The sequence below is a fragment of the Saccharothrix violaceirubra genome, from assembly GCF_014203755.1.
GTDB lineage: Bacteria > Actinomycetota > Actinomycetes > Mycobacteriales > Pseudonocardiaceae > Actinosynnema > Actinosynnema violaceirubrum.
This window is the reverse complement of the sequence record NZ_JACHJS010000001.1, coordinates 3,048,020-3,071,449: the sequence shown is the minus strand read 5'-3', so window position 1 is coordinate 3,071,449 and position 23,430 is coordinate 3,048,020. Positions and strand designations below refer to the sequence as shown.

Here is a 23,430-nt window from a genome sequence, read left to right as displayed (position 1 = left end):
GCTGTGCCGTGACATGGCCGCCCATCCCCCGCACAAGCCCGGACCTCGCCCGCTGAACAGGCGACAAGGGGAAGCATGCTGAAGACGATGAAGATCGCCGCCGTCCTCACGACCACGGCCGCGACCCTGGTCCTGATCTCCGGCACGGCCACCGCCGCGTCCGCACCGCCCTGGGTGGGCGACCCGGCCACGTGTACCAACCCGCTCACGGCGGTGCAGCGGACGGTCTCCGGCCGCACCGTCCAGGTCCGCTACGGCAACTGCGGCGGCGGCCAGTACGGCTGGGGGCGAATCCAGAACTACACCGGACCGGACCTGATCCGCTTCGAAGTCGACCTGAACGGCGACCGCGTCGCCGACGACTTCTCCACCTACACGGCCGGAACCCGCAACTACACCCAGGCGTACCCGACGAGTTCGAACCCGGCCCGCGCGTTCCGGGCCTGCTTCGTGGTCGCGTCCAACGGCACCTGCACGGCGGACAACTCCACCGCCTGGTGGTGATCCGCGGCGTGACCGCCCGATCTCCGGGCGGTCACGCCACCGGACTGTCCACAGTGGATCCAGTCGCCCGGCGCACCGCGTCGGCCAGGTCGCGGGTCAGGTCCTCGGGGCGCAACGGGTTCGCGCTGATCCACCCGTCCCGCTCGGCCAGTCGGTAACGACCACGCGGGGTGTCCAGCCACCGCGACGCCGTCTCGCGGCCGGCACCCGCCTGTCCCCCGCCGAGCACCGGCCGCAGGCACGCGACCCACCGGCGTTGCGTCGCGCGGTCGACACCGTGCTCGACGAGGAGGCGTTCCAACGCGTCGGCCGACGCCGCCGCGCCGACGACGAGTTCCTCGGCCGCCCGCAGCGCACCGACGGGCAGGGACAGCGGCGTCGTGTCCGCCCGCGGCACGTGCGGCACCAGCCCCGCCAGGACGACGGGCACCCGGTCGACGGCCACGTCCACCACCGCGAGGTCGTCGACGCCCTGCCGCTGCGTCACCACGGACGCGCCGGTCGGTTCGAGCAGGGCCACGGCGATCGTCCGGGCCGCGCCGTCCACGACGAGGTGCACGGTGCCCGTCGCCGCCCGCAGCCGGGCCGTGAGCACGGCCGCGGCCCCGCGTGGTCCCCGCGCGTCGGCCAGGCCCCGCCGGGAGAGCCCGGCGGCGGCGAGCCGGCCGTCGTCACGGTGGCCGGCCAGGTCGACCGACAGTTCCGGCTCCACCAGCGGCGCGGGCCACGGGCGTTCGGCGTACTCGCACAACAGGTAGAGCTCGCGGGGGCCCAGCGACCAGGACTTCACGACTGCCCGAACCTCGCGCGGTTGTCGTCCTCGTGCCGCAGGTAGGACTCCGCGCTGTCGCGGACCGCGTCCTGGATGCCGACGAGTTGGGTGTCCATGATCTCCAGGCGCTCCACGAGCGCCGCGTGCCGGTCGGCGAACTTGCGGTTGAGGTCGTGGGCCTGCGGGCTGGTGCCCAGGCGCAGGACTTCACGCAGGGCGTCGGCGTGCCGACGCAACTGGCCGAGCATGTCGGACAGCCCCGAGAAGTCGCGCGAGGACGCGATGAGGGCGTCCACGTCGACGTCGAGTCCGCCGCCGGGAGTGTCGATGCGCATGCGGTGTCCCTCTCCGGTCATCCGCCGATCACGGGCGGTGCCACGACCTGGTCGTCGGCGAACACGTCGTGCTCGTCCGGGTAGCGGTTGTGGTGCTCGCGGTCCTCTTCCTCACGCTGCGCGGCGGGCACCATGCCACCGGACATCCCCGGCCCGGTCACGCCGCGGGCACCCGCCCGCACGTCACCGGACGGGCGCGGACCGCCCCGTTCGCCCGGCAGGCCGGTCGTGGTGCCCGCACCGAGCCCGCGGTTCCCCCCGGCCTGCCACGGGTACGCAGCCGCGGGCACACCGGCGTGCGTCGGCGCGACCGGGGCCGGTGTCGTCGGTGCCGGGGTGGCCGACGTCAACGCCTGCCAGCGGGCTTCCGGCCCGGCGGCCCACGTCGGCACGGTCACGTCGTCGGGCACCACCGCGGTGACGCCGCGACCGGGGTCGTCGGACCCGCCACCGGTGGGCGGGTCGTCCTCGTCCACCGGAGTGCCCGGGTCACCACCACCCGGGTCACCGCCGCCCGGGTCACCGCCGCCTGGACCACCGCCACCCGGGCCGCTCGGCACCCGATCGCCCAGCCACGGTCCGGCGGGCCGGTCGGACCCGAAGCCCGGCGCCGAGGCGTCGATCGCCTGGGCGGTCAGCTCGTACCCGCGCATGACCTCGACCGCCCGGGCCTTGAGCTCCCAGCGACCGGCGGCCTGCCCGACGACGCTCGCACCGGCGCCGACCACCGCACCGACCACCGCACCCGCGGGCCCGGCGGCCGCGGCGAACAGGGTGGAGGTGGCCGAAGCGGCACCCACGGCCGCCCACCCGTCCGGTCCGGCCTGCGGTTCCGGCATGGCCGCCCGGGCGCTCGCCAACGCCTGCGCGGACTCCGTCACCGGCACCGAGATCGCCGATACGGTCTCCCCCAGCTCGGCGACCCATCGCGCGTTGTCGCGCAACACCTCGAACGCCCGTTCGGTGGCGGGTCCACGCCACGCCGACTCGAGGTCCCCGAGCAACTCCCGGAACCGGTCGGCCAACTCCACGATCGCGTCCCCGTGCCGCCGCCACTCGGCGGCCACGCCGTCGACCTGGGCCGGATCGGCGTCCTCGTGCACCATCCGGTGCATCGCCTCGTGACTGTGTCCCGGCCAGTTGACCCCGCCGATGACGTACCGGTCCCGAGGGCGCCACGAGTCGCGCAGCGCCTGTCTCCGTTCCCTGAGTTCGCGCGCACGCTCAGCCTGCGACATCAACCCTCCACACCGACGGATTCCCGCGACCCGGGCGAGGGTAGCGAACGATTCCGGGTCCGAGGTCACGAGCATTCGCGAACAGCAGGACGAATCGGGCGAGCACCTCTCACAAATCGTCGACGGCGGCTTGCCGGCGGATCTCCGTCACCGCATTCCGGCGGACGGAAAAGCACCTGCCTTCGAGGAGATCCGCTGGTCGACGACGTGGACGCGGCCCGCCGGCCGGCGAAGTCGTGCCGGGCCGCGTCCACAGGCATTTCCGAAGAACCCGGTCCAGGCCGAAGCGCATGGATCGCCGCGAACCCTGTTCCGGAAAACAACGCCGTGCCGGCCTCAGTCGACGCGTTCGAGATCGGTGCTCAGCGACTCGAAGACCGACGGCCGGTGCCGGCGCAGCCAGAACGCCATCACCAGGCCCGCCGCCGCGACGAGCGGCAGCAGCCACGGCAACCGGGCGATGACCGGGTTGTCCGAGCCCGCCAGCGTCGAGAAGTTCGTGACCGCCAGCCCCACGATCACCGCCAGGCCGAGCGCACCCAGTCCCGGCGCCACCACCGTCCGCACCACCCGGCCGTCGCCGACCCGGCGGAAGTGGACCACGATCGCCACGGCCGCGAGGAACTGGAGCACCAGGATGCCCAGCGTGCCCAGGCCGGTCATGCTCGCGGTCAGCGCGGTCACCGGGTCCAGACCGGCCAGGCGGAAGGCCAGCGCCACCAGCGAGGCGAACAGCAACTGCACGATCGCGGCACGACGCGGCACGCCGGTACCCGCGTGGGTGCGGCCCAACGCGCGCGGGAGCACGCCCACGCGACCCAGCGCGTAGAGGTAGCGGGTGGCCGAGTTGTGCAACGCCAGCAGGGCCGCGAACAGGCTGACGATCAGCAGCATCGTCATCACCTTGGTCAACGTGTCGCCCAGGTACTCCCGTGCCACCGTGAAGACCAGGTCGCCGGTCGGCAGGTGCGCGAGGGCGACGTCCTGGGCCTGGGCGACGCCGATCGCGCTCACGACGGCCCACGTGGTGAACGCGGCGAAGATCCCGATGAACCCGATCGCGAGGTAGGTGGCCCGCGGGATCGTGCGGTGCGGGTCCTTGGCCTCCTCGCCGAACAGCGCGGTGGCCTCGAACCCGATGAACGCGTTGGCGGCGAACAGCAGCGCCAACCCGCCCGCGCCCTGCATGACGATCGTGGGGGCGAACACCGACCACGAGAACCCGTGCCGGAACAGCACGCTGAAGTCCAGCACGAGCAGGATCGACACCTCGAGCACCAGACACACCGCGAGCACCTTGGCGCTGACGTCGAGTCCCCGCCGGCCGAGCAGGAACACCAGCACCACCGACAGCGCGCTCCACACCGCCCAGTCCAGGTCCGGCCCGAACACCTCGGCGATCCCCGTCGACGTGAAGAAGCCGCTGGTGCCGATCGCACCGGCGACGAAGCAGTTGTAGCCCAGCATCGCGACGAACCCGGCGACGAGACCGAAGGTCCGCCCGAGGCCACGCACGACGAACGCGTAGAACCCACCCGCGTTGGTGAGGCTCTTCGACATCTGCGCGTAGCCCACCGCGAACAGCAAGAGCACGACCGTCGCCGCGACGAATGCCACGACCATGCCGCCGCCGTTGCCGAGCGCGATGCCGATGGCGGCGATCACCACGATCCCGGTCAACGGTGCGACGGCGGCCAGTACGAGAAAGACGACGCCGGGCACTCCGAGCACGTCGCGGGCCAGCGCCGTGTCGTCCCGGGACTCGCTGTGATCCATGGCTGGCGAGTATCCGGTCGCCCGGCGGTGGCCGCTTTGGCGTAGCGCGCACACGTCTTGGACGTACGTGACCCACGACACTTTTCCGAAATATGCGTTCTGCCCGATCAGGTCCCGCCGCCCGACGCGGCCGGCAGCACCTCCGCGCCCTCGGTCCGGGCGCACAGCACGAATCGACCGGCGCGGTGCGCGCCGACCGGCCCGGGCGTGGGTCGGCCGGGTCCGCCGCCGGCCCGGCCCGTACCGTCCTGTTCGGATCGATCCCGGTCGCCTGCCCGGCCACTGCGTCGACCATGGCGCGGCTTCACGCGGTCGTGCTGCTCGGCGATGTGGTGGCGACGTTCCGGTGCGGCTCGTCACCACGCCGGCTCAGGCCGTCCCCAGCACCACTTTGCCGTGCGGAACGGACTTCTGGTGCGCCCAGGCGTCGGCCGCGGCGGACAACGGGAACACCGAGGTGTCCACGACCAACTCCCCCGCCGCGACGTGCCGCAGCATCCGCCCGAACGCCCGCGCGACGACGTCGGGCGACGCCCCGCCGTTGCGGTAGCTCAGCATCGTCCGCCCCAGGAAGTCGAACACCGGAATCGCGGCCACGTGCTCACCCGCGCTGCGGCCGACCGTGACCGTGCGGCCACCGGGTCTCGTGGCCCGCAGCGCCGCCGAGAACGGCGCTCCCCACAACGGGTCGTACACCACGTCGGCGCCACCGCGCGTGGCTTCGAGCAGGGCCGCCGCGTCGTCCGGGCCGCCGAGCACCACGACCTCGTCCGCGCCCCGGTCCAGCAGCGCGGTCAACGTCGGCCGGTGTCCGGCGGCGGCGACCACCCGGCCCGCGCCGAGCAGTCGGGCGGCCTGGACCGCGACCTGGCCCGCCGCGCCGGTCGCGCCGAGCACCAGCACGGTCTCCCCGGGGCGCAGGGCGGCCGTGGTCTCCAGCGGGATCCACGCGGGCTGACCGGAGATGCCCGCCGCGAACACGGCGGTCGGGTCGAGCGCCGACGGCACGTCCAGCACACCGGCCGGGTCCACGAGGGTCCGGTCCGCGAACGAGCCCGACGTCCGTTGGCTGTAGCCGACCCGGTCGCCGAGGAGCACCACGGCCTCGTTTCCCAGCACTCTCGGCAGCGGGTGGGCGGTGCCGAGTTGCCCGTCGGCGATCGCCAGGTCGACCGGGTTCACCCCGGCCGCGAGCACCTCGGCCAGGACCTGCCCGGGGCCGGGTAGCGGTTCGTCGATCACGTCGAGTTCCGGCGTGCCCCCGTACTCCCGCAACAGGAAAGCCCTCATCACGCCTCCATTTAGTCTCAGACTGAGAACATCTCGAACTGCTACCATACGCCCCATGGAACGGACCGACCTGCACTGGCTGGCCCTGCAGCTCTACCGGCGACTCGGCACGCGGGAACTGCCGACGGTGCGCGAGCAGGGCCTCTCGCTGTGGGGCTACGAGGTGCTGACCCTGCTCGTGGACGCGCCCGTGCGCGGGCAACTCGAACTCGTCGACGCCCTGGAACTGGACAAGACCAAGGTCATGCGGATCGTCGACGAACTGGAGGCGGCTGGCCACGTGACCCGCGAGCAGGTGTCGGGCGACCGCCGACGCCGGGCCGTGACGATCACGCCCGGCGGGCGCCGCGCGTGGCGACACACCCGACGGGCGTTGGCCGCGATCGAGGACGACCTGTACGCGCGGCTGCCCGTCGAAGCCCGCGACGCCACGCGGAACGGCCTGCTACGACTCGTCGAGGTGCTGTCCGCCGACTGACCGGCCGTTCACCCCGAAGGACCTTTCCGCCCTGGTCACGCCCTGTGCACCCTGGAGCGGGGAGGGGCGCCATGACCACACGGCCACGCAAAAGCCGGAAACCCGACTGGAAACCCGGCCTCGCGGTCGCCGTGGCGGCGGTCATCGTGCTCCCACCGTTCTTCCGCTCCCACCCGGTGTTGTCCGTGACGGTCACGACGCTCGTGGTCCTCGGCGCGACGACGTGGTTCGCATTGCGCTTGCGCGCCGGTCGGATCGAGGCGGAACGGCAGGCCGGACGCGACCGTGCCATCGAGGTCACCGACGGGATGACCGGCCCCGAGTTCGAGCAGTGGACCGCACGCCTGCTCCGCCGGTCGGGATGCCGCGACGTCGAGGTGGTCGGCGGCACGGGCGACGCGGGCGCCGACGTCGTCGCGTGGACACCGGGTGGCAAGCGGGTCGTGGTGCAGTGCAAGCGGCACGTCCGCAAGATCACCAGCCCGGACGTCCAACGGTTCGGCGGCGTGTTCCACTACCACCGGGCGGACGTCGCACTCCTGATCGCCACGACCACCTTCACCGAACCGGCCCAGCGGATCGCCGCCGGCGTCGGCATCCTGCTCGTCGACCGCACCGCCCTCGCCGAGTGGGCACGCACGAACGTGCCGCCACTCCCCCTGAGCCGCTGACCCGCTAGGCGGGCGGGACCACCAGGTGGTGCCGGTAGGCGTAGATGACGGCCTGGGCGCGATCGCGGACACCGGTCTTGGCGAACAGGTTGTTGACGTGGGTCTTCACCGTCGCTTCGGTGACGTACAACTGTCGGGCGATCTCGGCGTTCGACAACCCCAGGGCGATCAGGCGCAAGACCTCGGTCTCCCGGTCGGTGAGCCGCGCCTGCCGTCCCGAGGTCGCCATGGTCACGAGGTGCCGGGTGACCGCGGGGTCGAACGGGGTGTCGCCGCGCAGCACGGCGGCGATGGCATCGGCGATCGTGTCGGCGTGGGCGTCCTTGGTGAGGTAGCCGTGCGCACCCGCGCGCAGGGCGGCGACCACCGACTCCTCGTCGGCGTAGGTCGTCAGCACGAGGACTTTGGCGGCGGGGTGGGCGTCGAGGACCAGCCGGGTGGCCTCGACCCCGTCCAGAACCGGCATCCGCAGGTCCATCAGGACGACGTCGGGGGTCGACTCCGCGACTCGGCGTACGGCTTCGCGCCCGTCGGCGGCCGTGGCGACGACCTGGATGCCGGGCAGCAGACCCAGGACGAGGACGAGTCCTTCGCGCACGATCGCCTGGTCGTCGGCGACCAGGACGCGGATCGGGTCGGGGTTCACGTCGGTATCCGCAGGCGCACGCGGAAGCCGGCGCCGTCGGGACCGGCGTGCAGCCGTCCGCCGAGCAGCTCGGCCCGTTCACGCATGCCCGCCAGTCCGTAGCCTCCCGACGCGATCGGCGGACGGGGCCGCGACGGGCCGCTGTCCCTGATGTCGAGTTCGAGGCACTCGCGGTCCCGGTGTAGGACGATGGCGACGTCCGCACCGGGTGCGTGTCGACGGACGTTGCTCAACGCCTCCTGCGCGACCCGCACCACGGTCGACGCGGCGGCGTGCTCGGGGCGGAAGTTGTCGTCACCGGTGAAGGCGAGCGTGCAGCGATGTCCTGTCACCGCGCGGAATTCGTCCACCAAGCCGACCAACTGCCCGACCATCGGGGCCGTGTCACCGCGCAATGCCACCACGGCACGGCGTGCCTCGCGCAGGCCGTCGCGGGCCAACTCCCCGGCCCGGGTAACCCTGGACAGCACCTGCGCCGCGTCGGCTTTGTTCAGCTGGAGCAGCAGGCGCGTGCCTTCCAGGTGCACGATCTGCGCGGACAACGAGTGGGCCAGCACGTCGTGGACCTCCCGTGCCAAGCGCTGCCGTTCGGCGAGCATCGCCTCGTCCGCCCTGGCACGCGCCACTTCCGTCAACTGCCGCCGCGTCACCCCGATCTGGTTCGCCAACGCCGAGATGAGGAACGCCGCCACCAGCCCGATCCCGATTCCGGCGACGCTGCCCCTGGGCAGCCAGTAGGTCGAGCCAACGAAAGCGAACCCGCACACCGCCAGGGCCGTCGAGGTCATCGCCTGCCCCAACCGCATCCGCAGCGGAGCCACGACCACGACCAGGTACAGCAACGGCAGGCTCGCGTAGACGGCGAACACGCACACCCACAACCCCACCACCAGGGCACCGCCGAGCCGCCACGCCGCATGACCACGCGTCATCAGGCACCCGACCGAAGCCCCGCAGTACAGCACCGTGGCGACCACCCCGCCGACCGGTCCCCACAGCCGCCCGGCCGACCCCGCCGCGACCACGATCGCCCAGCCCAGATCGGCCGCGACGACCGCACCCACCGGATACCACCACCACCGACGGCGCCCGCCCATACCGCACGCTAACGCCGCTCCCACGCCCGACGGCACCACCGGACGCCACCGCCGGCCTCCACCCACGGGTGGAGAACACAACCAACCCCGACGGCGAGGACACGCCGAGGCCCACCCGACAAGGTGGACTCGTCCCGGAAACACCCAATCCCGGCCCGGGAAAACACCGGGCGGCGCCATGTCCGGCGTCGTGGCGGAGCACGAAACACACGAATCGGAGTTCACGATGACGCGTTCGAGACTTGTCGTCCTCGCCGGCTGCGCGGCTCTGGCGACCACCGCCCTGGTCACACCGGCCGCCGGTGCGGACGCCACGGCCCTGGGCCGTGTCTACGTGCAGGCGAACTACGCGGGTTCCAACGGCACGTGGGTGGAGGTCTGTGACATGGAACGGGACGGCAACGGCGTCTACGGCCTGTTCTGGGTGAACGGCGGCAGCAAGCCGACCGAGTTGTGGGACGGCAGCGGATCGTCCGGTGGTTGCGGAAACGCCACCTACGGCTCGGTGCAGAAGTTCAGGGTGTGCGAGGACGTCGTCGGTCTCGACATCTGCTCCAGCGAGGCGAGGCCCTGACCCGGTACACGTCCGCGAGCCGCCGAAGCCGTCATCGTCCCGGGGGTGCGATGACGGCTTCGTGCCGTGCCCCGGCCGCCAGATGTGCCGCGGTGATCGGGGACTCGACCGTCCACCCGAGTTTCCGGTACAGGGCAAGCCCTTCTTCGGTGGCGACCAGCACGGCCCGTGCCGCGCCCCCGGTCGAGGCGATGCGCGACAGTTCGGCCATGACGACGCTGCCGAGACCGCGTCGGCGATGTGCGGGATCGGTCTCCACCATGTCGACGGCGGCGGCACGACCGCGCACCGCCAACCGCCCCTTCGCCGCGTGCCCGCCGTCGGCCGCGCGGACGACGACGTCGTACACGTCACCGGTGCGGTGGGACTCCACCGTGTAGGAATCCGGCGGGGCGGCGGGTGGGGTCGTCGCCGGCTCGACACTCATCAGGTACTCCGGCGCGCGGATCGTCCACCGGGAGTCCAACGCCGGCCGCACCCGCTCCACCGGACCGCAGACCTTCAGCCAGGTACCGGGCTCGGTGAGCCCCGCGGCGCGCGGACCGACCGCATCCGGGTCCGGCAGGAGGTAGCGCACCCGATGGCCGGGCAACCCGACGTCGATGCGGTAGCCGTCCGGCTCCACGACGGGATCGGGGGTTCCCCGGGACAACGCCCAGGCCCACACCCACTCGGCGAGCACCCGGTCGGTTCGCGACTGCCCTGGCCGAGTCATCCCACGATCCTGCCACGCACCCGGTCAGCCGTCGGCGTCCCGGCTCTCATCCGCCGACGACGGCTGGAGCGACTTCCACACCAGCTCGGGCAGCGCGCCACTGGTGATGCCGAGGTCCGCGCGGGCGTGGGCGTAGAACTCGTTGCGCAGTCGCATGGCGGCGCGATAAGCCTCGGCGAAGGAAGACGACTCGGGCCGGTCCTGGCGCAGGATGTGCTCCACCCGCCAGACCTCTTCGCTCCACGCCCGCGCGGCGGAGATCGTGTCCGGCTCGCCGAGGAGCAGGACGGTCTCCCACCGGGCGGCACGATCGGTCTCGGCCTCGGCGAGGTCGGCGAACGACGAGCCGAGGTCGACGGGCTGCCCCGTCGACAGCAGCCCCCTGGTCTCGGCGATGCGCCGGCACAACCGGAGCATGTGCTTGACCGCGTTGGCGTACTCCGAGTACGCCACCAGGCGTTTGTCGTCCCACCGCGCGGCCTGTGCCCGTCTCCACCGCGTTCTCTCAGTGGTCGAGGTGACGATGAACGTGGCCGCCGAACCGAGCAGGACACCGACGATGGTCAACACCTGCGCGACGATCGGGTTCATGGCCCGCAGCCTGCCGGCTCCCGCCACGACCCGGACACCGTTCGCGCATCCGGACGAAAGGGCCGCACCCGGTAACCCGGACGCGGCCCCGAGAACTACACCGCAACCAGTTTCCAGAAGTGGTCGGGCCACGAGCCGCACGGCCACTGGATCACCGCCGCGTGGTCGTCCCGGTTGCCGTCGCGCACGGCCAGGCACTGGCCGCTCTTCATGTTGACGACTTGGCGCTTCCCGTCCGGATACTCCACGAAACGCCAGTGGTGGTCTTCGTAGCCGCCGCACGGCCAGATGATCAACTGCACGCCGCGCGTGGTGGTGCCGTGCGGCACGGCGAGGCACTTGCCGCTCGCGCCGTTGGTGATCTGGTACCACCCGTTGCCGCGGTCGTGGAGCATCCACTTGTGGTCAGCCCAGACACCGCAACTGAACTGGGTGACCGGCGCGCCGTCGAAGGTGGCGCCGTTCGGGATGTTCATACACTTGCCACTGGCCTTGTTCTCGAAGAGCAAGTCCGTGTAGAGCGGCGGCTCGGCGGCCAGCGCCGAGGCCGCAGGCAGCGCGCCCAGGAGCGCTGCGACGGACAAGAAGACCATCAGCAGTCTACGAAGCGACTTCTTCAAGGTTCCCTCCCCTGTATTCCCTGTGGAACGGAATACATTGGAACCGATTTCGCCGTCGTCGACAAGGGACTTCGGTGAAGGAATCGTGAACAACGCGAGCCCCCTCCCGACGGGAAGTCCACAATGGACGGACCGGAGTCGGCGACATTCCGACCCGGCCTGGTACCGAAAACCCCGCCCGTCCGGCGCGGGCTCGGCGCACCCCCGGTCGGACCGAAACCCCGCGGTCGACCGGCGACGGTCCCGCGACACCGGGGGTCGGGCCGCGTCCGATCGGACTTCCGAGATCTCCGGCCGATCGGCGGAATTGATCTCGACCACGCCTCGTCAACTGTTGAGGAAACCGTTCGACCGCACCCTTCGGAAATCCGCACGGAGGCCGTGTCAACCCATTCCGGACGCTGGACGCCCGACCCGGCAGCCAGGGAAGATAAGGTTTCGTCGCTCAATCGAAAAGTCGCCCTCCGAGCTATTCGGTTATTACACCGATCACATACGGACATCGACCATTTCCTGGGAAAGCTTGACAGTCATCAGGGCCTCCACCAGTCTCGGATGGGGTCGACCAGTGTCGACTCGCACAGATCTGGGGTTGTGCGCACACGGTCCGCAGCGTTTGTCGCGCCCTGCGCCGAGTGTGCCGAAAAGGTCATTTTCCGGTCGGGTCCCACCCGGTCGTACGGTCGCGCGACATTGTCGCGGGACGGCTCGGCCATGGGCGGAAAAGGAGGAGTGGGGATGACGGTCGACAGTGCGGTGCCCGTTCGCGGGATCGGTTCGGCGTTCGAGCCGGTCGGTACCGACGTGGGCGACAGGAATGTGCTGGGACGAGTCGTGTTCAGCGATCTGGGTGTCCAACCGGCTATTGCCGACGGCGTGCCCACGGTCATCGTGCCGATGGGCGGCGGCTTCCAGGAGGTGTTCACGTCCGAGCGACCGGTGCGCACCGGCGTGGACGGCAGGCTGGTCTACGCGGAGGACGGCGAACGGCTGTTCTGCGCGGCGCGGATCGACCGCCGGGGGGTGTACCGGGACACGGTGCGCATCGCCTACGACTCGGCGTTCGAGTTGATCACGCGCCTGGGGTACCCGCAGGTGCTGCGCATGTGGAACCTCGTCGGCGGCATCATCGACGACAACGCCGACGGCCTGGAGATCTACCGGGACTTCTGCATCGGCCGGGCCGAGGCGTTCGACACGTGGGCGGGACGGGTCGGGCGCATCCCGGCCGCCACGGGCATCGGCACCCGGGGGCAGGACGTCTACCTCTACTTCCTCGCCGGAACGCCGGACGCGGAGCCCGTGCACCTGGAGAACCCGCACCAGACGCCCGCCTACGAGTACCCGGACGAGTACGGGCCCAAGTCGCCCAGTTTCGCCCGCGCGACCTACGTCGACGGCACCCTCTACGTGTCCGGCACGGCCAGCATCATCGGCGACGAGACCGTGCGCCACGGCGACGTGCTCGGGCAGACCGAGGTGACGCTCGCCAACATCGCCGACCTGATCGGGGCCGAGAACCTGGACCGCCACGGCGTGTCCGGCGGTTTCACCCTCGCCGACCTGGACCAGGTCAAGGTCTACGTCCGCGACGCGGCCGACATCCCGCTGGTGAAGGCCCGGTGCGAAGAGGCGTTCAGCCCGGACGCGGACGTGGTCTACCTCAACGTCGACGTGTGCCGCCCCGACCTGCTGGTCGAGATCGAAGGGATCGTCCGATGACCGCGAACCTGGCCGGGTACCTGGCGTCCCGCGCGGCCGAGAACGGCTGGAGCGCCCGTCCCGCCTACTACGACGGCGACGACGTCCACACATTCGAGGACGTGCACCGGGGCGCGGCGCGGTTCGCCGCCGGGTTCGCCGCCCGCGGCCTGGCGCGCGGCGGTCGCGTGCTGCTGGCGTTGCCCGACGGCATCGACGCCGTGTGGGCGTTCCTCGGCGCGGCACGGTTGGGCGCGGTGGCCGTGCCGGTCAACTCCACCCTGCACCCGGACGAGATCGCCCTGGCCACGCGCGTCGCGCAGCCGGACCTGGTGGTCGCCGAGGCCGACCTGGCGGGGCTGTTCGACGCGGTCGTCGACCCGGCGGAACTGCGCGCGGTGACCGACGAGGCACCGGTCGCGGACGTCACGGCCGACGACCCGGCGTACGCGGCGTTCACCTCGGGCACGACCGGGGACCCGAAGCTGTGCTTCCACACCCACGGCGACCCCGGCGTGTACGAACAGGCGATCGGCGAGGTCGTCGGCATCACACCGCGCGACGTCACGTTCTCCGTGTCCCGCCTGTACTTCTCCTATGGACTGGGCAACTCGATCCTGTTCCCGCTGCACCGGGGCGGCGCCACCGTGCTGTCCCGCGAACGCGCCACCGAGGACGAAGCACTGCGTTTGGTGCGGCGGCACGGCGTGACGGTCCTCTATGGCCAGCCCAGCTTCTTCGCCCGGCTGCTGCGCCACCCCGACCACGCGGCGCTGTCCGGCCTGCGGCTCGCGCTCGTCGCGGGCGAGGTGCTGCCGGAGTCGTTGGAGTCGCGGCTGCGGGAGGTGCTGGGCGGGCGACTGCTCAACATCTTCGGCACCACGGAGATCGGGCACGCCCTGGTCGCCAACACGCCCGACGCGCGCCGGGACGGCTCGATCGGTCGCATCCTGCCGCCCTACCGGCTGCGGATCGTGGACGACAACGGCGACGAGGCGGCGCCGGGCGTGGAGGGCAGGCTGGAGGTGGCCGGGCCGACGATCGCACTCGGTTCGCGACGCGGCGGCGACGGGCCGCTGCGCGCGGAGGGCTGGTACGCCACGGGAGACGCCGCGACCGTGGACGCGGAAGGTTTCGTGCGGCTGCACGGGAGGCTGGACGACATCGAGATCGTCGGCGGCCAGAACGTGCACCCCACGGAGATCGAAGATCTGCTCATGCAACACCCCGACGTGCAGGAGGCCGGGGTGTGCTCGACTCGACGGGAGACCGGCGTGACGACCTTGCGCGCGTTCGTCGCGCTCAAGGCCGACGGTCCGTCGCCGGACCGGGTACGCGCCGAACTCCTCGCCACAGCAAAGGAAAAGCTCACGTGGTACAAGGTTCCGGAGGACGTGGTGTTCGTCACCGCACTGCCTCGCACCCCGACGGGGAAGCTCCGTCGGCGGGAGGTTCGCACGATGGCGGCGGCGCGGTGAGCACCCCGCAGAAGTCCGCACCGGAGAGGTCCGCTCCAGTGGAGCCCACCCCGGCGAAGTCCGCCACAGAGGAGTCCACAGTGGACGTCAAGGCGGTCGGCGCGGTGGTCGTCACCATGGTGCTGTGGGCGTCGGCGTTCGTCGGCATCCGCTACGCCGGGGCGCACTACGAGCCCGGTTCCCTGGCGCTGGGCCGGTTGCTCGTCGGCGCGATCGCGCTGGCCGCGATCGCCTTCGCCAAGGGCGTGAAGGTGCCGCCGCGCGCGGCGTGGCCCGGCATCGTCGGGTCGGGCGTGTTCTGGTTCGCGCTCTACATGGTGGCGTTGAACTGGGGCGAGCGGCACACGGACGCGGGCACGGCGGCGCTGATCATCGGCATCGGCCCGATCCTGGCCGCGATCATCGCGGGCGTGGTGCTCAAGGAACGCCTGGCGGCCCGGCTCGTGCTCGGCCTGGCCATCGCGTTCGGGGGCGCCGCCGCGGTCGGCCTGTCCGGCGGGACCGGGTCGTCCACCACGTCCGGAGTGCTGCTGTGCCTGGTCGCCGCGGCCGGGTACGCGGTGGGCGTGGTGCTCCAGAAGCCGGCCCTCGCGCACGCGTCGGCGTTGCAGGCCACCACGTTCGGGTGCGTCATCGGTGCGGTGGCCTGCCTGCCGTTCGCCGGGCAACTGCTGGACGACGTGGCCGACGCGCCGGCGTCCGCCACGATCTCCGTGGTGTACCTGGGTCTGCTGCCCACGGCGCTCGCGTTCTACACCTGGGCGTACGCCCTGTCCCGCACCACGACCGGCAAGCTCGGCGCGACGACCTACGCCGTGCCCGCCATCGTCGTGCTGCTGTCGTGGCTGCTGCTCGACGAGGTGCCCGGCCTGATCGCCGTGCTGGGCGGCGCGCTGTGCCTGGTCGGCGTCGCGGTGTCGCGGACGAAGCCCGCACGGACCCGGCAGGAACGCGCATGACCGCGCCTCTGCTGGCCGCGCCGGAAACCCTGGGGCTGCTGCCCACGTCGGGCGAGCTGCTCAGCGACCTTCCGGTCCGGCCCGGGCACGGCATCCACGCACACCGCGAAGCCGTGCGCCGGGTGCTCGACGGCGAGGACGACCGGGTGCTGGCCGTCGTCGGCCCGTGCTCCATCCACGACCCGGAGGCGGGCCTGGAGTACGCGCGCGGCCTGGCCGCCGCGTCCGCACGGTGGACGGGCGACCTGCTGGTGGTCCTCCGCGCGTACCTGGAGAAGCCGCGCTCGGTCGTCGGGTGGAAGGGCCTGGTGCACGACCCGGCGCTGGACGGCAGCGGGGACGTGGCCGAAGGGCTGCGCCTGGGCCGGGAGTTCCTGCTCGACGCGGCGGACACCGGCCTGCCGCTGGCGGGCGAGTTCGTCGAACCCCTGGTGGCCCCGTACCTGGCGGACCTGGTCAGTTATGGCGCGATCGGCGCCCGCACGGTCGCCAGCCAGCCGCACCGGCAGCTCGCGTCCTGGCTGCCGATGCCCGTGGGGTTGAAGAACGCGGTGGACGGCGACGTCGGCGTGGCCGTCGACGCCATCCGCAGCGCCATCGCACGACACGTGTTCCCCGGCGTCGGTCATGACGGCGCACCGGCCGTCCAACAGGGAGCCGGCAACGCACAGGCGCACCTCATCCTGCGCGGCGGCACGGCCGGAACCAACTACGACGCCGAATCCGTGGGACAGGCGTTGGCCCGCCTGCGTGCGGTGGGCCTGCCGGAACGGGTCGTGGTCGACGCGTCGCACGGCAACAGCGGCAAGGACCACCGCCGCCAGCCGGGCGTGGTAGCCGACCTGGCAGCGCAGATCGCCCAGGGTCAACGGGGACTCGTGGGCGTGATGGTGGAGTCGTTCCTGTACGAGGGCAGGCAGGACACCGCCCAGCGCTACGGCGTCAGCATCACCGACGCCTGCCTGGCCCTGCCCGAGACCGTCGACGTGCTGGACACGCTGGCGGCGGCGGTCCGGGCCCGACGCGGATGACCGCGGTGCCGCCCGGACCCGTCCGGGCGGCACACCCGGTCAGGCCGGTGGGCGCGCGGCGTGGCTCCTCGCGGCGGCGAGCAGCGCGGCACGGGCGGCGGCGATCCCGGGCCGGCCGGCCGAACCGCGGCGGTAGGCCGTCGCGGTGCAGCGGATGATCGGCAGCGGGCGCAGCAGCACCGACGCCGGCGCGCCGACCGTGCCGAGGTCCGGGACGAACGCCACGCCCTGGTCGGCGGCGACCAGCGCGAGCAGGGCGCCGAAGTCGTCGGTGTAGTGCCGGACGCGGGGGTGGAATCCCGCCGCTTCGCACGCCCGCATCGTCATGTCGTGGCAGAGCGTGCCGGGCAGCGCGACGATCCACGGCGAGTCGCGGTGGTCGGCCAGGTCGCCACCGTCCGTCGAGGCGAGGAGGACGGTCTCCGTGAGCAGCGGCTCGCTGTCCAGATCCGGGGGCGCCACGGGTGCGTGGCCGTAGTCCTGGAGCAGCCCGATGTCCAGGACCCCGCTGCGCAGGGCGTCGGGGACGTCGGCCGGGTCCAGTTCGCCGATCCGCAACTCCAGTCCCGGGTGATCGCGGCTGAGTGCGACCAGCGCGGGCGGCAGGATGGTGCGGACCGCCGTCGGGAAGGCGCCGATCCGCAGGGTGCCGGTCAGGGTCGTGCGGGCGACGGCGAGGTCGGCGGCGGCCCGTTCGAGTTCCGCGAGGATCGCCTCGGTGCGAACCACCAGGCCGTGGGCGGCGGGGGTCAGCGTGACCCGGCGGCCGGTGCGTTCCAGCAGTGCGACGCCGGCCTCCCGTTCCAACGCCGCGAGTTGTTGGGAGACCGCCGAAGGCGTGTAGGCGAGGAGTTCGGCGACCGCCGCGATCGTGCCGAGCCGGGACAGCTCACGGAGCAGCCGCAGCCTGCGGACATCGAGCATAAGTCGACCTTACGCTCGTCGGTAGGAACGTGAACTGGACCTGGACGATCGCTCGTCGGCAGGCCGGCCTCATGCGACTCGACGGCCTCCACGTCCCCCTGGTCACCCCGTTCACCGCCGCCGGCGCACTGGCCGCCGACGCGCTCGAAGGGCTCGCCCACTCGGTGCTCGACGCCGGCGCGGCCGGGATCGTCGCGCTCGGCACCACCGGTGAACCCGCCACCCTCACCGCCGACGAGCGGGCCCGCGTCCTGGCGGTGACGGGCGCGGTCTGCCGGAACGCGGCGCACCCCTGATCGTCGGGACGGGCACCAACTCCACCGCCGATTCGCTCGACGCCGTCACGAGGCTGGTCCCCGACGCCGCGTATGCGATGACCGTCGTGCCGTACTACACCCGCCCGTCCGAGGACGGCGTCGTCGCGCACTTCCGTGCCCTGGCGGAAGCCGCGCCCGTTCCGTTGATCGTCTACAACGTGCCTTACCGGACCGGACGCGAACTGTCCGCCCAAGCCCTGCTGCGGGTGGCCGCGCTGCCCGGCGTCGTCGGGTTCAAGCACGCGGTGGGCGGGATCGACGAGACCACGATCGGCATGTTCGACGGTCTGCCCGAGGACTTCTCGGTGCTCGTGGGCGACGACCTGTTCCTCGGACCGATGATGGCGCTCGGCGCGGTCGGCGGGATCCTGGCCTCGGCCCACGTCGAGACCGCCGCGTTCGGCGAGCTGATCGACGCCTGGCGCGACGGACAGGTCACCCGGGGCCGACAGCTCGGCCGCCGCCTGGCCCCGGTGTCCCGCGCGCTGTTCGCCGAGCCCAATCCGGCCGTGATCAAGGGCGTCCTGCACGCCCGGGGCCGCATCCCGAGTGCCCGCGTCCGCCTCCCGCTGATGCCCGCGACCGAGTCCGCGACCAAGGCCGCGCTCGCCACCCTCTCCTGACGTCCTCCCGCTGTCGGGACGGCTCATCCGAGTGAGCGCACCGACGGGACTGTCGCACCCCCGCGCCGACGGGAGGGTCCCGACCGGTCGACCAGGAGCCGTGTGGGTTCGGATCCAGGTTGGGCCCGGCGGTGTGGTGTCGGGGCTGACCGGACACGGGTGTGGCGCGTTGTGATGTGCCCATACGGCGGCGGGCGCTGCGGGTGATCGAGCGCGGTCCGTACCACCGGCCAAGGTCGATGCGGCCACGTCTGCCGATCGGGACCGGGCCGCCCTCCGACGTCGCCGGAAGGCGCGGTCCAAGCCGGAGAAGGCCGACCAGCGGGCCGACCGGAGGAGGAAGGGCTCCGCGGGGGGGCGGGCGGCCTCGTTCGATCCGTGCGCGACGAGCGGCGCAACACCGCCGAACGGTGCTTCCAGCGGATCAGGACATGGTGTGGCCTGGTCACCCGCTACGACAAGACACCACGAAGCCACGAGGCCGGACCGCATCCACGAGGAGCGATCATGTGGCTGAAGACCCTGACCTCACCGACATGACCGGTGACCGTCGGGGCATCCGATCGGACATCCCGCCCCGCAGCGGGACGTCACCGAGGTACCGGTGCACATCGAGCACGACGTCGAGTCCGGTGAGACTCAGCGGAAGCAGGACCGGACGGGTGCGGGCGACGACGTGGATCCGCACCCCGGCCGCGTCGGCCGAAGCCGCGACTTCCGCGAGGACGCCGAGACCTGCCGCGGCGAGGAACCGCACACCGCCGAGGTCGACGACCAGATCAGGGCCGCCGGGGCGGATGCGCTCCACGAGGTGGTCACGCAGGCGGGAGGCGGTGTGCGCATCCACCTCACCGGCCACCTCGCACACCACAGCGCGGGACGACAGCGGCCGTGTCGCGACGCTGAGCAGCGGATCGGGAGGACGAGGGGGCGGCGGACGGACGAGTCCGGGCGACCGCGGTCGAAGGGGATTTCGGGCCATGACACTCACGAAAGTTTCTCCTCGTCTGGGCGGCGGCCGAGCGGAACGAGCGGACAAAGAATTGTTCACAGCCCGATTCTACGTTTGGCCGGACTCTCCGCGCAAGACGCCCCGAAAACAGCCTCGAATTTTCCGGAGAACCGCCCGCGGGAAAGATCCGCGGTCGCGAATTCGTCGGCGGGGTTTCCCCGGGCCTCGCGGTGCGACACCGACATGCCGAGCACCGACGCGGCTCCCGCCGGGAACGAGGTGCGGGTCAGCGTCCGGTGGCACGCGGCCGGCGGCGGCCCACGTTGGTCCGGACGCGCCTGCGCCACAGGGGGCTGTGAACCGGGGGCACGTCGGCCGGCGCACCGGACACGCCCGGAGGTCGGGGTTCGACGGGCGGGTCCGGCCGGTCGGGAGGGGTCACGACGTCGGCGCGGCCCGCCGTGGGCCGCGTGTCGTCCACGGAGCCACGCGCTGCTGTGCGCGGTGGCACCGCGCGACGGCGTTCCGCCGGCGAGGCCGGATCGGTGGCGGGTGCGGACTGGTGCGAATCCATCTCGACGTTCCCGTCCCCGGCCGCTCGGCCGGATTTTCGTGATGCGTCCTGTTCGGCCTGTTCGGCGCCGACCGGAATGTCGGCGCCACATTCACCGGGATATGTCCGGAACTACGCCGGAAACCGTGTTCCCGGCAGTTTCCCCGAGGGCCGCCGCCAGGTCGGTGAATCGGCCGTCCGGCGCCACTTTTCACCCAGGAGGATCAGTGACGACATGTGCGGCGGTCACCTGCCCGGTCCGGGCGCCGGGTTCGTCGGTCAAGCGGAACTCGACGGCCGCGGGCAGCTCGTCGACGTCGAGGGCCCGGCGCAGTCGGGGCAGCCCCCCGGTGACGAGCGCGTGCCGGATCACCCCCGGCTCCCCGTCCCGTCCGGTGCTGATCACCAATGTCACCCTCGGGGTGTCCCGGGTCCCCGCGAGGGTGCCGCGCACCGCGTGCACCCCGGGGTAGGCCCCGGTCTCGGCGAGCAGCGGGGCGAGGGCGGTGCTCGCGGCGAGTTCGGTCCGGCCCGCGTCGGCGTCGAAGCGCCAGGTGCGGCTCTTCGGTCCGCCGCACACCTGCGCGGTGAGCAGGCACCCGGCGAGCAGGCCGAAGCCGGTTCCGCCGACGGCGATCGCCCACCAGACCCACGACGGCGGCGGGGCGACACCGGGGACGAGGGGCGCGTCGGGAACGAGGACGTCCAGCACGGCGAACCGGACGGCGAGCCCGAACCCGCCGGCGGCGAGCAGCAGGACGCCGGTCACCGCCAGGACGGCGCGGTTGAGCCCCGACCCGCTCATCGCACCCTCCTGTCCCTGACCCGGACGTCCAACGGCGGCCGGGTCATCGGGCCGAGGCCGTCGAGCCGCTTTCCGACGGCCACGCGCACGGCGTCGGCGAGCCCGGTGGTGCTCGTGCGGTCGGTGGTGACGGTCGCGATGATCGCCCGGCGGGTGAGCACGAGCCGGGCGGCGGTCACACCGTCGACCGAGGACGCCGCGGTGCGCAGGACGCGGCGCAGGCTGCGGCGCGTCACACCGGAGTCCACCGCCCGGTCCGTGTCCGGGTCGTCGTCGCGCAGTGGCAGGACGGTGGGTTCCCCCGGGAGCAGCGCGCACAGCAGCAGGACGACGCCGAGCACCACGCAGGCCGCGGCGGCGAACACGACGACGGGGTCGGTCCAGCGCGTGCCGTGCAGCGCGCGGAACACGGCGTGCGTGTCGATCCACGGGGTGAGCCCGAGGATCTGCCGCACCGCCACGACGGTGACGACCACGCAGGCGGCGAGGACGACCAGGGCCACGAGCACGGCCGGGACGCTCCGGCGGGAGAACCGCTTCACCGGCCCCTCCCCCGGCGCAGCGCGGTGACGGTGATGTCGACCCGGGACGCGGTCAGACCGGTCAGCTGCCGGACCCGGCGGACCAGGTGCGCGCGCACCTCCTCGGCGGTGCGGCGCACCGGCATCGGGTAGCCGACCGACAACCGCACGTCGAGTGCGACGACCGCGCCGGTGACGCGCGCGATGACCCGCACGCCACCGTCCGCCCGCTGCGCGCCCAGGGTGACGCCGAGCAGGCGGTGCGCCGAGCCGCCGACACCGCCGACCTCGACGGCCGCGTGCGCCGCGATCCGCGCCACCGCTGTGTCGCCGATGGTGAGGCGGCCCCGGTCCCCCGGGTCCGGCCCCTCCGGGGTGGACCGGGTCTTCGTGTCCGCGCCGCTCACCGTCACGACGGTCACCTCCGGCCGCGTCGGGCCGGCACGGAGAGGACCGGCTCGCCGTCGAGGACCCTGCCGACGACGAACCCGGTCGCGCCGAGGAACAGCACGACGACGAAGGCGGCGAAACCGCCGAATGCCGCCGCGAAACCGAGCGCGAGGCCGGCGAGCAGGCAGGTGGTGGTCGAGTTCATGGTGTCGTCCTTGTCGTGGTGGCCGGTGCACGTCGTGGAAGGGCCCCGGGTCGTGCCGGGGCGTGCCGGGCGGCGGCGTCCGATGGGGGTACGACCGGCAGGTGGGTGTCGGGGAACGCGATGTCGCCGATCCACACGTGCAGCGGCGACGCCGGCCGGCCGACGGCGGCACGGACGGCGGCGGCGACCTCGGCGGTGGTGGCCGGGTACCGCACGACGACCCCGACCGTGATCCCGGCCGGTCCGACGCGGACGCCGGCCACCCGGCGCCCCGGCAGGTGGGTGGCGATCTCGCCGTACCGCCCGCTGTGCGGCCCTGCCACCTGCGGCAGGGCACGCACGACGGTGGCGATCACCGTCGCCTCGATCTCGGGAATCACCGCACGCGACCGGTGTCCGGCGCCTTGTCGCCCTCGTCGTCGCCGGGGATGTGGACGTCGGTCACCACGATGTTGACCTCGACGACCTCCAAGCCGGTCATCTGCTCCACCGCGCCGATGACGTTGCGGCGGACCGAATGGGCCAGGTCCGTGATGGACACGCCGTACTCAACGAGGATGTGCACGTCCACCGCGGCCTGCCGTTCACCGACCTCCACCGAGACGCCCTGGCCGGCCGAGGCCGTCGCACCCGGGATGCGTTCGCGCAGCGAGTTGAAGGCCCGCGCCGCACCGCCGCCCAGCGCGTACACGCCGGAGATCTCGCGCGTCGCGAGCCCGGCGATCTTCTGGACCACCGTGTCGGCGACGGTGGTCGTCCCCTGCGGCGGCGACGTAGTGCCCGCCTCCCGGGGTGGGATCTCCGTGTTCTCGTTCCGGGTGGGTGGTTTCGACATGGTGGGACTGGTCATGGTGGTCTCCTCGAACTCGCGTCCGGTGGGGTGTCGGCGACGACGGGCACGTCGGCCGGAGACGGCTCGACGCCGTGGAACTGTCACGCCGGGAGGACTCGCTCGACCGGTGTGAGATCGGCCTTCGCCCCGACCCTCGGAAGAAGATCCCAAAGGGTGAAGGCCGGCAAGCCTCCCGGCATCCGGTGTCGCCGAGGTCCGGGGCGGCTGCTGTACAAACAGGTATGCCCGCTCTGGCGGCGCCCAAACACGATGCGGTGGGCAGGCGGCGACCGGACGGGGACGGCGGACCCCCGCCGAGGAAGCCCGGACCACCAGGAGAGCGGTCGTCGACCGCGGTGGGCGCACCGCGAGAACGGCGGACGAACCGTCGACGTCGCGCACGTGGCGTGATCTCGACGGGTTCGGATCCGCGGCCAGGGGTTCGCGGTGGGTGCGGACGAGCGCGGCGGCGATCCGGGTGGGTCCGCGGGGGTGTCCCCATCCGGCTGTCAAGCGGCTGCGGGCTCGGTGCCGGCTGGGCCGAGCCGCCGGTCTCTTCGAGACTTCGCGCGTCAGGTGACGGGAAGGCGTCCCGGGCTTCAGCGGATCGTTCGGCACCCATCGGGTAACGGGGCGGCGGTGATGTCGCGCTGCGTCCCACGACCGGCGGGCAGGTTCCGCAGGATCCCCGTCCGACGATTGCTCGCGGTCCCTGACACCGCGGGTCCGACCTCCTCGACCTGCCGGGCCGCCTCGTCGCGGACCTCGCCCAACGCCCCGGGCAGATCGTGTTCCGCCACCGGGAATCCGGTCGCGAGGCAGAGTCGCCGGG

28 protein-coding genes are annotated in these 23,430 nt (G+C 72.4%); 10 read left to right on the top strand and 18 right to left on the bottom strand.

Features of this window, described 5'->3' with window-relative positions; genetic code table 11:
- The first annotated feature begins 75 nt into the window (after positions 1-75).
- Positions 76-504, top strand: coding sequence for a hypothetical protein (locus F4559_RS14565; RefSeq protein ID WP_184669170.1), 429 nt, complete (start codon positions 76-78; stop codon positions 502-504).
- A 31-nt stretch (positions 505-535) separates the two neighbouring features.
- Here the strand turns inward: F4559_RS14565 and F4559_RS14560 are convergent, their stop codons facing one another.
- From F4559_RS14560 to F4559_RS14540, 5 genes are all read right to left on the bottom strand, one after another.
- Positions 536-1,294 carry an ESX secretion-associated protein EspG gene (locus F4559_RS14560; protein ID WP_184669169.1) on the bottom strand — a complete coding sequence of 253 codons (759 nt, stop codon included), beginning with the start codon at positions 1,292-1,294 and terminating at the stop codon, positions 536-538.
- Positions 1,291-1,611 (bottom strand): hypothetical protein, encoded by a 321-nt coding sequence (locus F4559_RS14555; RefSeq protein ID WP_184669168.1) that lies wholly within the window; start codon positions 1,609-1,611, stop codon positions 1,291-1,293. Before F4559_RS14555 ends, F4559_RS14560 begins: the two co-directional genes overlap by 4 nt.
- 17 nt (positions 1,612-1,628) lie before the next feature.
- Complete coding sequence (locus F4559_RS14550; RefSeq protein WP_184669167.1) at positions 1,629-2,849, bottom strand: hypothetical protein; 1,221 nt, start codon at positions 2,847-2,849, stop codon at positions 1,629-1,631.
- Between the two features lie 336 nt (positions 2,850-3,185).
- Positions 3,186-4,625, bottom strand: a complete 1,440-nt coding sequence (locus F4559_RS14545; RefSeq protein WP_184669166.1) for an APC family permease — start codon at positions 4,623-4,625, stop codon at positions 3,186-3,188.
- Positions 4,626-4,994: 369 nt separating this feature from the next.
- Positions 4,995-5,915, bottom strand: coding sequence for a quinone oxidoreductase family protein (locus F4559_RS14540; RefSeq protein WP_184669165.1), 921 nt, complete (start codon positions 5,913-5,915; stop codon positions 4,995-4,997).
- Between the two features lie 55 nt (positions 5,916-5,970).
- On the opposite strand from F4559_RS14540, the gene F4559_RS14535 reads away from it, so the two are divergent.
- Both F4559_RS14535 and F4559_RS14530 read left to right on the top strand, forming a co-directional pair.
- A complete protein-coding gene (locus F4559_RS14535) occupies positions 5,971-6,393 on the top strand; it encodes a MarR family winged helix-turn-helix transcriptional regulator (protein ID WP_184669163.1) in 423 nt (140 codons plus the stop codon).
- A gap of 71 nt (positions 6,394-6,464) precedes the next feature.
- The gene (locus F4559_RS14530) at positions 6,465-7,064 is read left to right on the top strand and encodes a restriction endonuclease (protein WP_184669162.1); all 600 of its coding nucleotides are present in this window, start codon (positions 6,465-6,467) and stop codon (positions 7,062-7,064) included.
- A gap of 4 nt (positions 7,065-7,068) precedes the next feature.
- Here the strand turns inward: F4559_RS14530 and F4559_RS14525 are convergent, their stop codons facing one another.
- Together F4559_RS14525 and F4559_RS36340 are read right to left on the bottom strand one after the other, a co-directional pair.
- Positions 7,069-7,710 (bottom strand): response regulator transcription factor, encoded by a 642-nt coding sequence (locus tag F4559_RS14525; RefSeq protein ID WP_184669161.1) that lies wholly within the window; start codon positions 7,708-7,710, stop codon positions 7,069-7,071.
- Entirely contained in the window at positions 7,707-8,774 is a 1,068-nt protein-coding gene (locus F4559_RS36340) for a sensor histidine kinase (RefSeq protein WP_184669160.1), read from the bottom strand. The genes F4559_RS14525 and F4559_RS36340 overlap by 4 nt, the downstream gene beginning before the upstream one ends.
- 259 nt (positions 8,775-9,033) lie before the next feature.
- On the opposite strand from F4559_RS36340, the gene F4559_RS14515 reads away from it, so the two are divergent.
- Positions 9,034-9,381 (top strand): hypothetical protein, encoded by a 348-nt coding sequence (locus tag F4559_RS14515; RefSeq protein WP_184669159.1) that lies wholly within the window; start codon positions 9,034-9,036, stop codon positions 9,379-9,381.
- Between the two features lie 31 nt (positions 9,382-9,412).
- On the opposite strand, the gene F4559_RS14510 is transcribed toward F4559_RS14515, so the two are convergent.
- The 3 genes from F4559_RS14510 to F4559_RS14500 form a co-directional block, all read right to left on the bottom strand.
- On the bottom strand, positions 9,413-10,096 hold the full coding sequence (locus F4559_RS14510) for a GNAT family N-acetyltransferase (protein ID WP_184669158.1): 684 nt from the start codon (positions 10,094-10,096) through the stop codon (positions 9,413-9,415).
- Between the two features lie 24 nt (positions 10,097-10,120).
- Complete coding sequence (locus tag F4559_RS14505) at positions 10,121-10,687, bottom strand: hypothetical protein (RefSeq protein WP_221447234.1); 567 nt, start codon at positions 10,685-10,687, stop codon at positions 10,121-10,123.
- A 95-nt stretch (positions 10,688-10,782) separates the two neighbouring features.
- Positions 10,783-11,307 carry an RICIN domain-containing protein gene (locus F4559_RS14500; RefSeq protein WP_184669157.1) on the bottom strand — a complete coding sequence of 175 codons (525 nt, stop codon included), beginning with the start codon at positions 11,305-11,307 and terminating at the stop codon, positions 10,783-10,785.
- 738 nt (positions 11,308-12,045) lie between these two features.
- Here F4559_RS14500 and F4559_RS14495 point away from each other — a divergent pair.
- The 4 genes from F4559_RS14495 to F4559_RS14480 all read left to right on the top strand — a co-directional run bounded on the left by F4559_RS14495 (position 12,046) and on the right by F4559_RS14480 (position 16,476).
- On the top strand, positions 12,046-13,029 hold the full coding sequence (locus F4559_RS14495) for an FkbO/Hyg5 family chorismatase (RefSeq protein WP_184669156.1): 984 nt from the start codon (positions 12,046-12,048) through the stop codon (positions 13,027-13,029).
- Positions 13,026-14,486 carry an AMP-binding protein gene (locus tag F4559_RS14490; protein WP_184669154.1) on the top strand — a complete coding sequence of 487 codons (1,461 nt, stop codon included), beginning with the start codon at positions 13,026-13,028 and terminating at the stop codon, positions 14,484-14,486. Before F4559_RS14495 ends, F4559_RS14490 begins: the two co-directional genes overlap by 4 nt.
- A gap of 80 nt (positions 14,487-14,566) precedes the next feature.
- Positions 14,567-15,445 (top strand): DMT family transporter, encoded by an 879-nt coding sequence (locus F4559_RS14485; protein ID WP_345019105.1) that lies wholly within the window; start codon positions 14,567-14,569, stop codon positions 15,443-15,445.
- Complete coding sequence (locus tag F4559_RS14480) at positions 15,442-16,476, top strand: 3-deoxy-7-phosphoheptulonate synthase (protein ID WP_184669152.1); 1,035 nt, start codon at positions 15,442-15,444, stop codon at positions 16,474-16,476. The genes F4559_RS14485 and F4559_RS14480 overlap by 4 nt, the downstream gene beginning before the upstream one ends.
- Before the next feature lie 39 nt (positions 16,477-16,515).
- On the opposite strand, the gene F4559_RS14475 is transcribed toward F4559_RS14480, so the two are convergent.
- Positions 16,516-17,400, bottom strand: a complete 885-nt coding sequence (locus tag F4559_RS14475; RefSeq protein WP_184669150.1) for a LysR family transcriptional regulator — start codon at positions 17,398-17,400, stop codon at positions 16,516-16,518.
- 29 nt (positions 17,401-17,429) lie between these two features.
- Here F4559_RS14475 and F4559_RS35910 point away from each other — a divergent pair, with 29 nt between their 5' ends.
- Both F4559_RS35910 and F4559_RS14470 read left to right on the top strand, forming a co-directional pair.
- A complete protein-coding gene (locus F4559_RS35910; protein ID WP_312865642.1) occupies positions 17,430-17,696 on the top strand; it encodes a dihydrodipicolinate synthase family protein in 267 nt (88 codons plus the stop codon).
- On the top strand, positions 17,672-18,340 hold the full coding sequence (locus tag F4559_RS14470) for a dihydrodipicolinate synthase family protein (RefSeq protein ID WP_312865993.1): 669 nt from the start codon (positions 17,672-17,674) through the stop codon (positions 18,338-18,340). The genes F4559_RS35910 and F4559_RS14470 overlap by 25 nt, the downstream gene beginning before the upstream one ends.
- A 505-nt stretch (positions 18,341-18,845) precedes the next feature.
- Here the strand turns inward: F4559_RS14470 and F4559_RS14465 are convergent.
- From F4559_RS14465 to F4559_RS14435, 7 genes are all read right to left on the bottom strand, one after another.
- Positions 18,846-19,322, bottom strand: coding sequence for an STAS domain-containing protein (locus F4559_RS14465; RefSeq protein WP_221448066.1), 477 nt, complete (start codon positions 19,320-19,322; stop codon positions 18,846-18,848).
- A gap of 734 nt (positions 19,323-20,056) precedes the next feature.
- Positions 20,057-20,650 (bottom strand): alkaline shock response membrane anchor protein AmaP, encoded by a 594-nt coding sequence (locus F4559_RS14460; RefSeq protein WP_184669146.1) that lies wholly within the window; start codon positions 20,648-20,650, stop codon positions 20,057-20,059.
- Positions 20,647-21,192, bottom strand: a complete 546-nt coding sequence (locus tag F4559_RS14455) for a DUF6286 domain-containing protein (protein ID WP_184669144.1) — start codon at positions 21,190-21,192, stop codon at positions 20,647-20,649. The genes F4559_RS14460 and F4559_RS14455 overlap by 4 nt, the downstream gene beginning before the upstream one ends.
- Entirely contained in the window at positions 21,189-21,584 is a 396-nt protein-coding gene (locus tag F4559_RS14450) for an Asp23/Gls24 family envelope stress response protein (RefSeq protein ID WP_376774640.1), read from the bottom strand. The genes F4559_RS14455 and F4559_RS14450 overlap by 4 nt, the downstream gene beginning before the upstream one ends.
- Positions 21,585-21,589: 5 nt before the next feature.
- Positions 21,590-21,766: a hypothetical protein gene (locus F4559_RS14445; RefSeq protein WP_184669142.1), complete on the bottom strand. Its 177-nt coding sequence runs from the start codon at positions 21,764-21,766 to the stop codon at positions 21,590-21,592.
- Positions 21,763-22,146 carry a hypothetical protein gene (locus F4559_RS14440; protein WP_184669140.1) on the bottom strand — a complete coding sequence of 128 codons (384 nt, stop codon included), beginning with the start codon at positions 22,144-22,146 and terminating at the stop codon, positions 21,763-21,765. The genes F4559_RS14445 and F4559_RS14440 overlap by 4 nt, the downstream gene beginning before the upstream one ends.
- Positions 22,143-22,616, bottom strand: coding sequence for an Asp23/Gls24 family envelope stress response protein (locus F4559_RS14435; protein WP_246445203.1), 474 nt, complete (start codon positions 22,614-22,616; stop codon positions 22,143-22,145). The genes F4559_RS14440 and F4559_RS14435 overlap by 4 nt, the downstream gene beginning before the upstream one ends.
- Positions 22,617-23,430 lie beyond the last annotated feature (814 nt).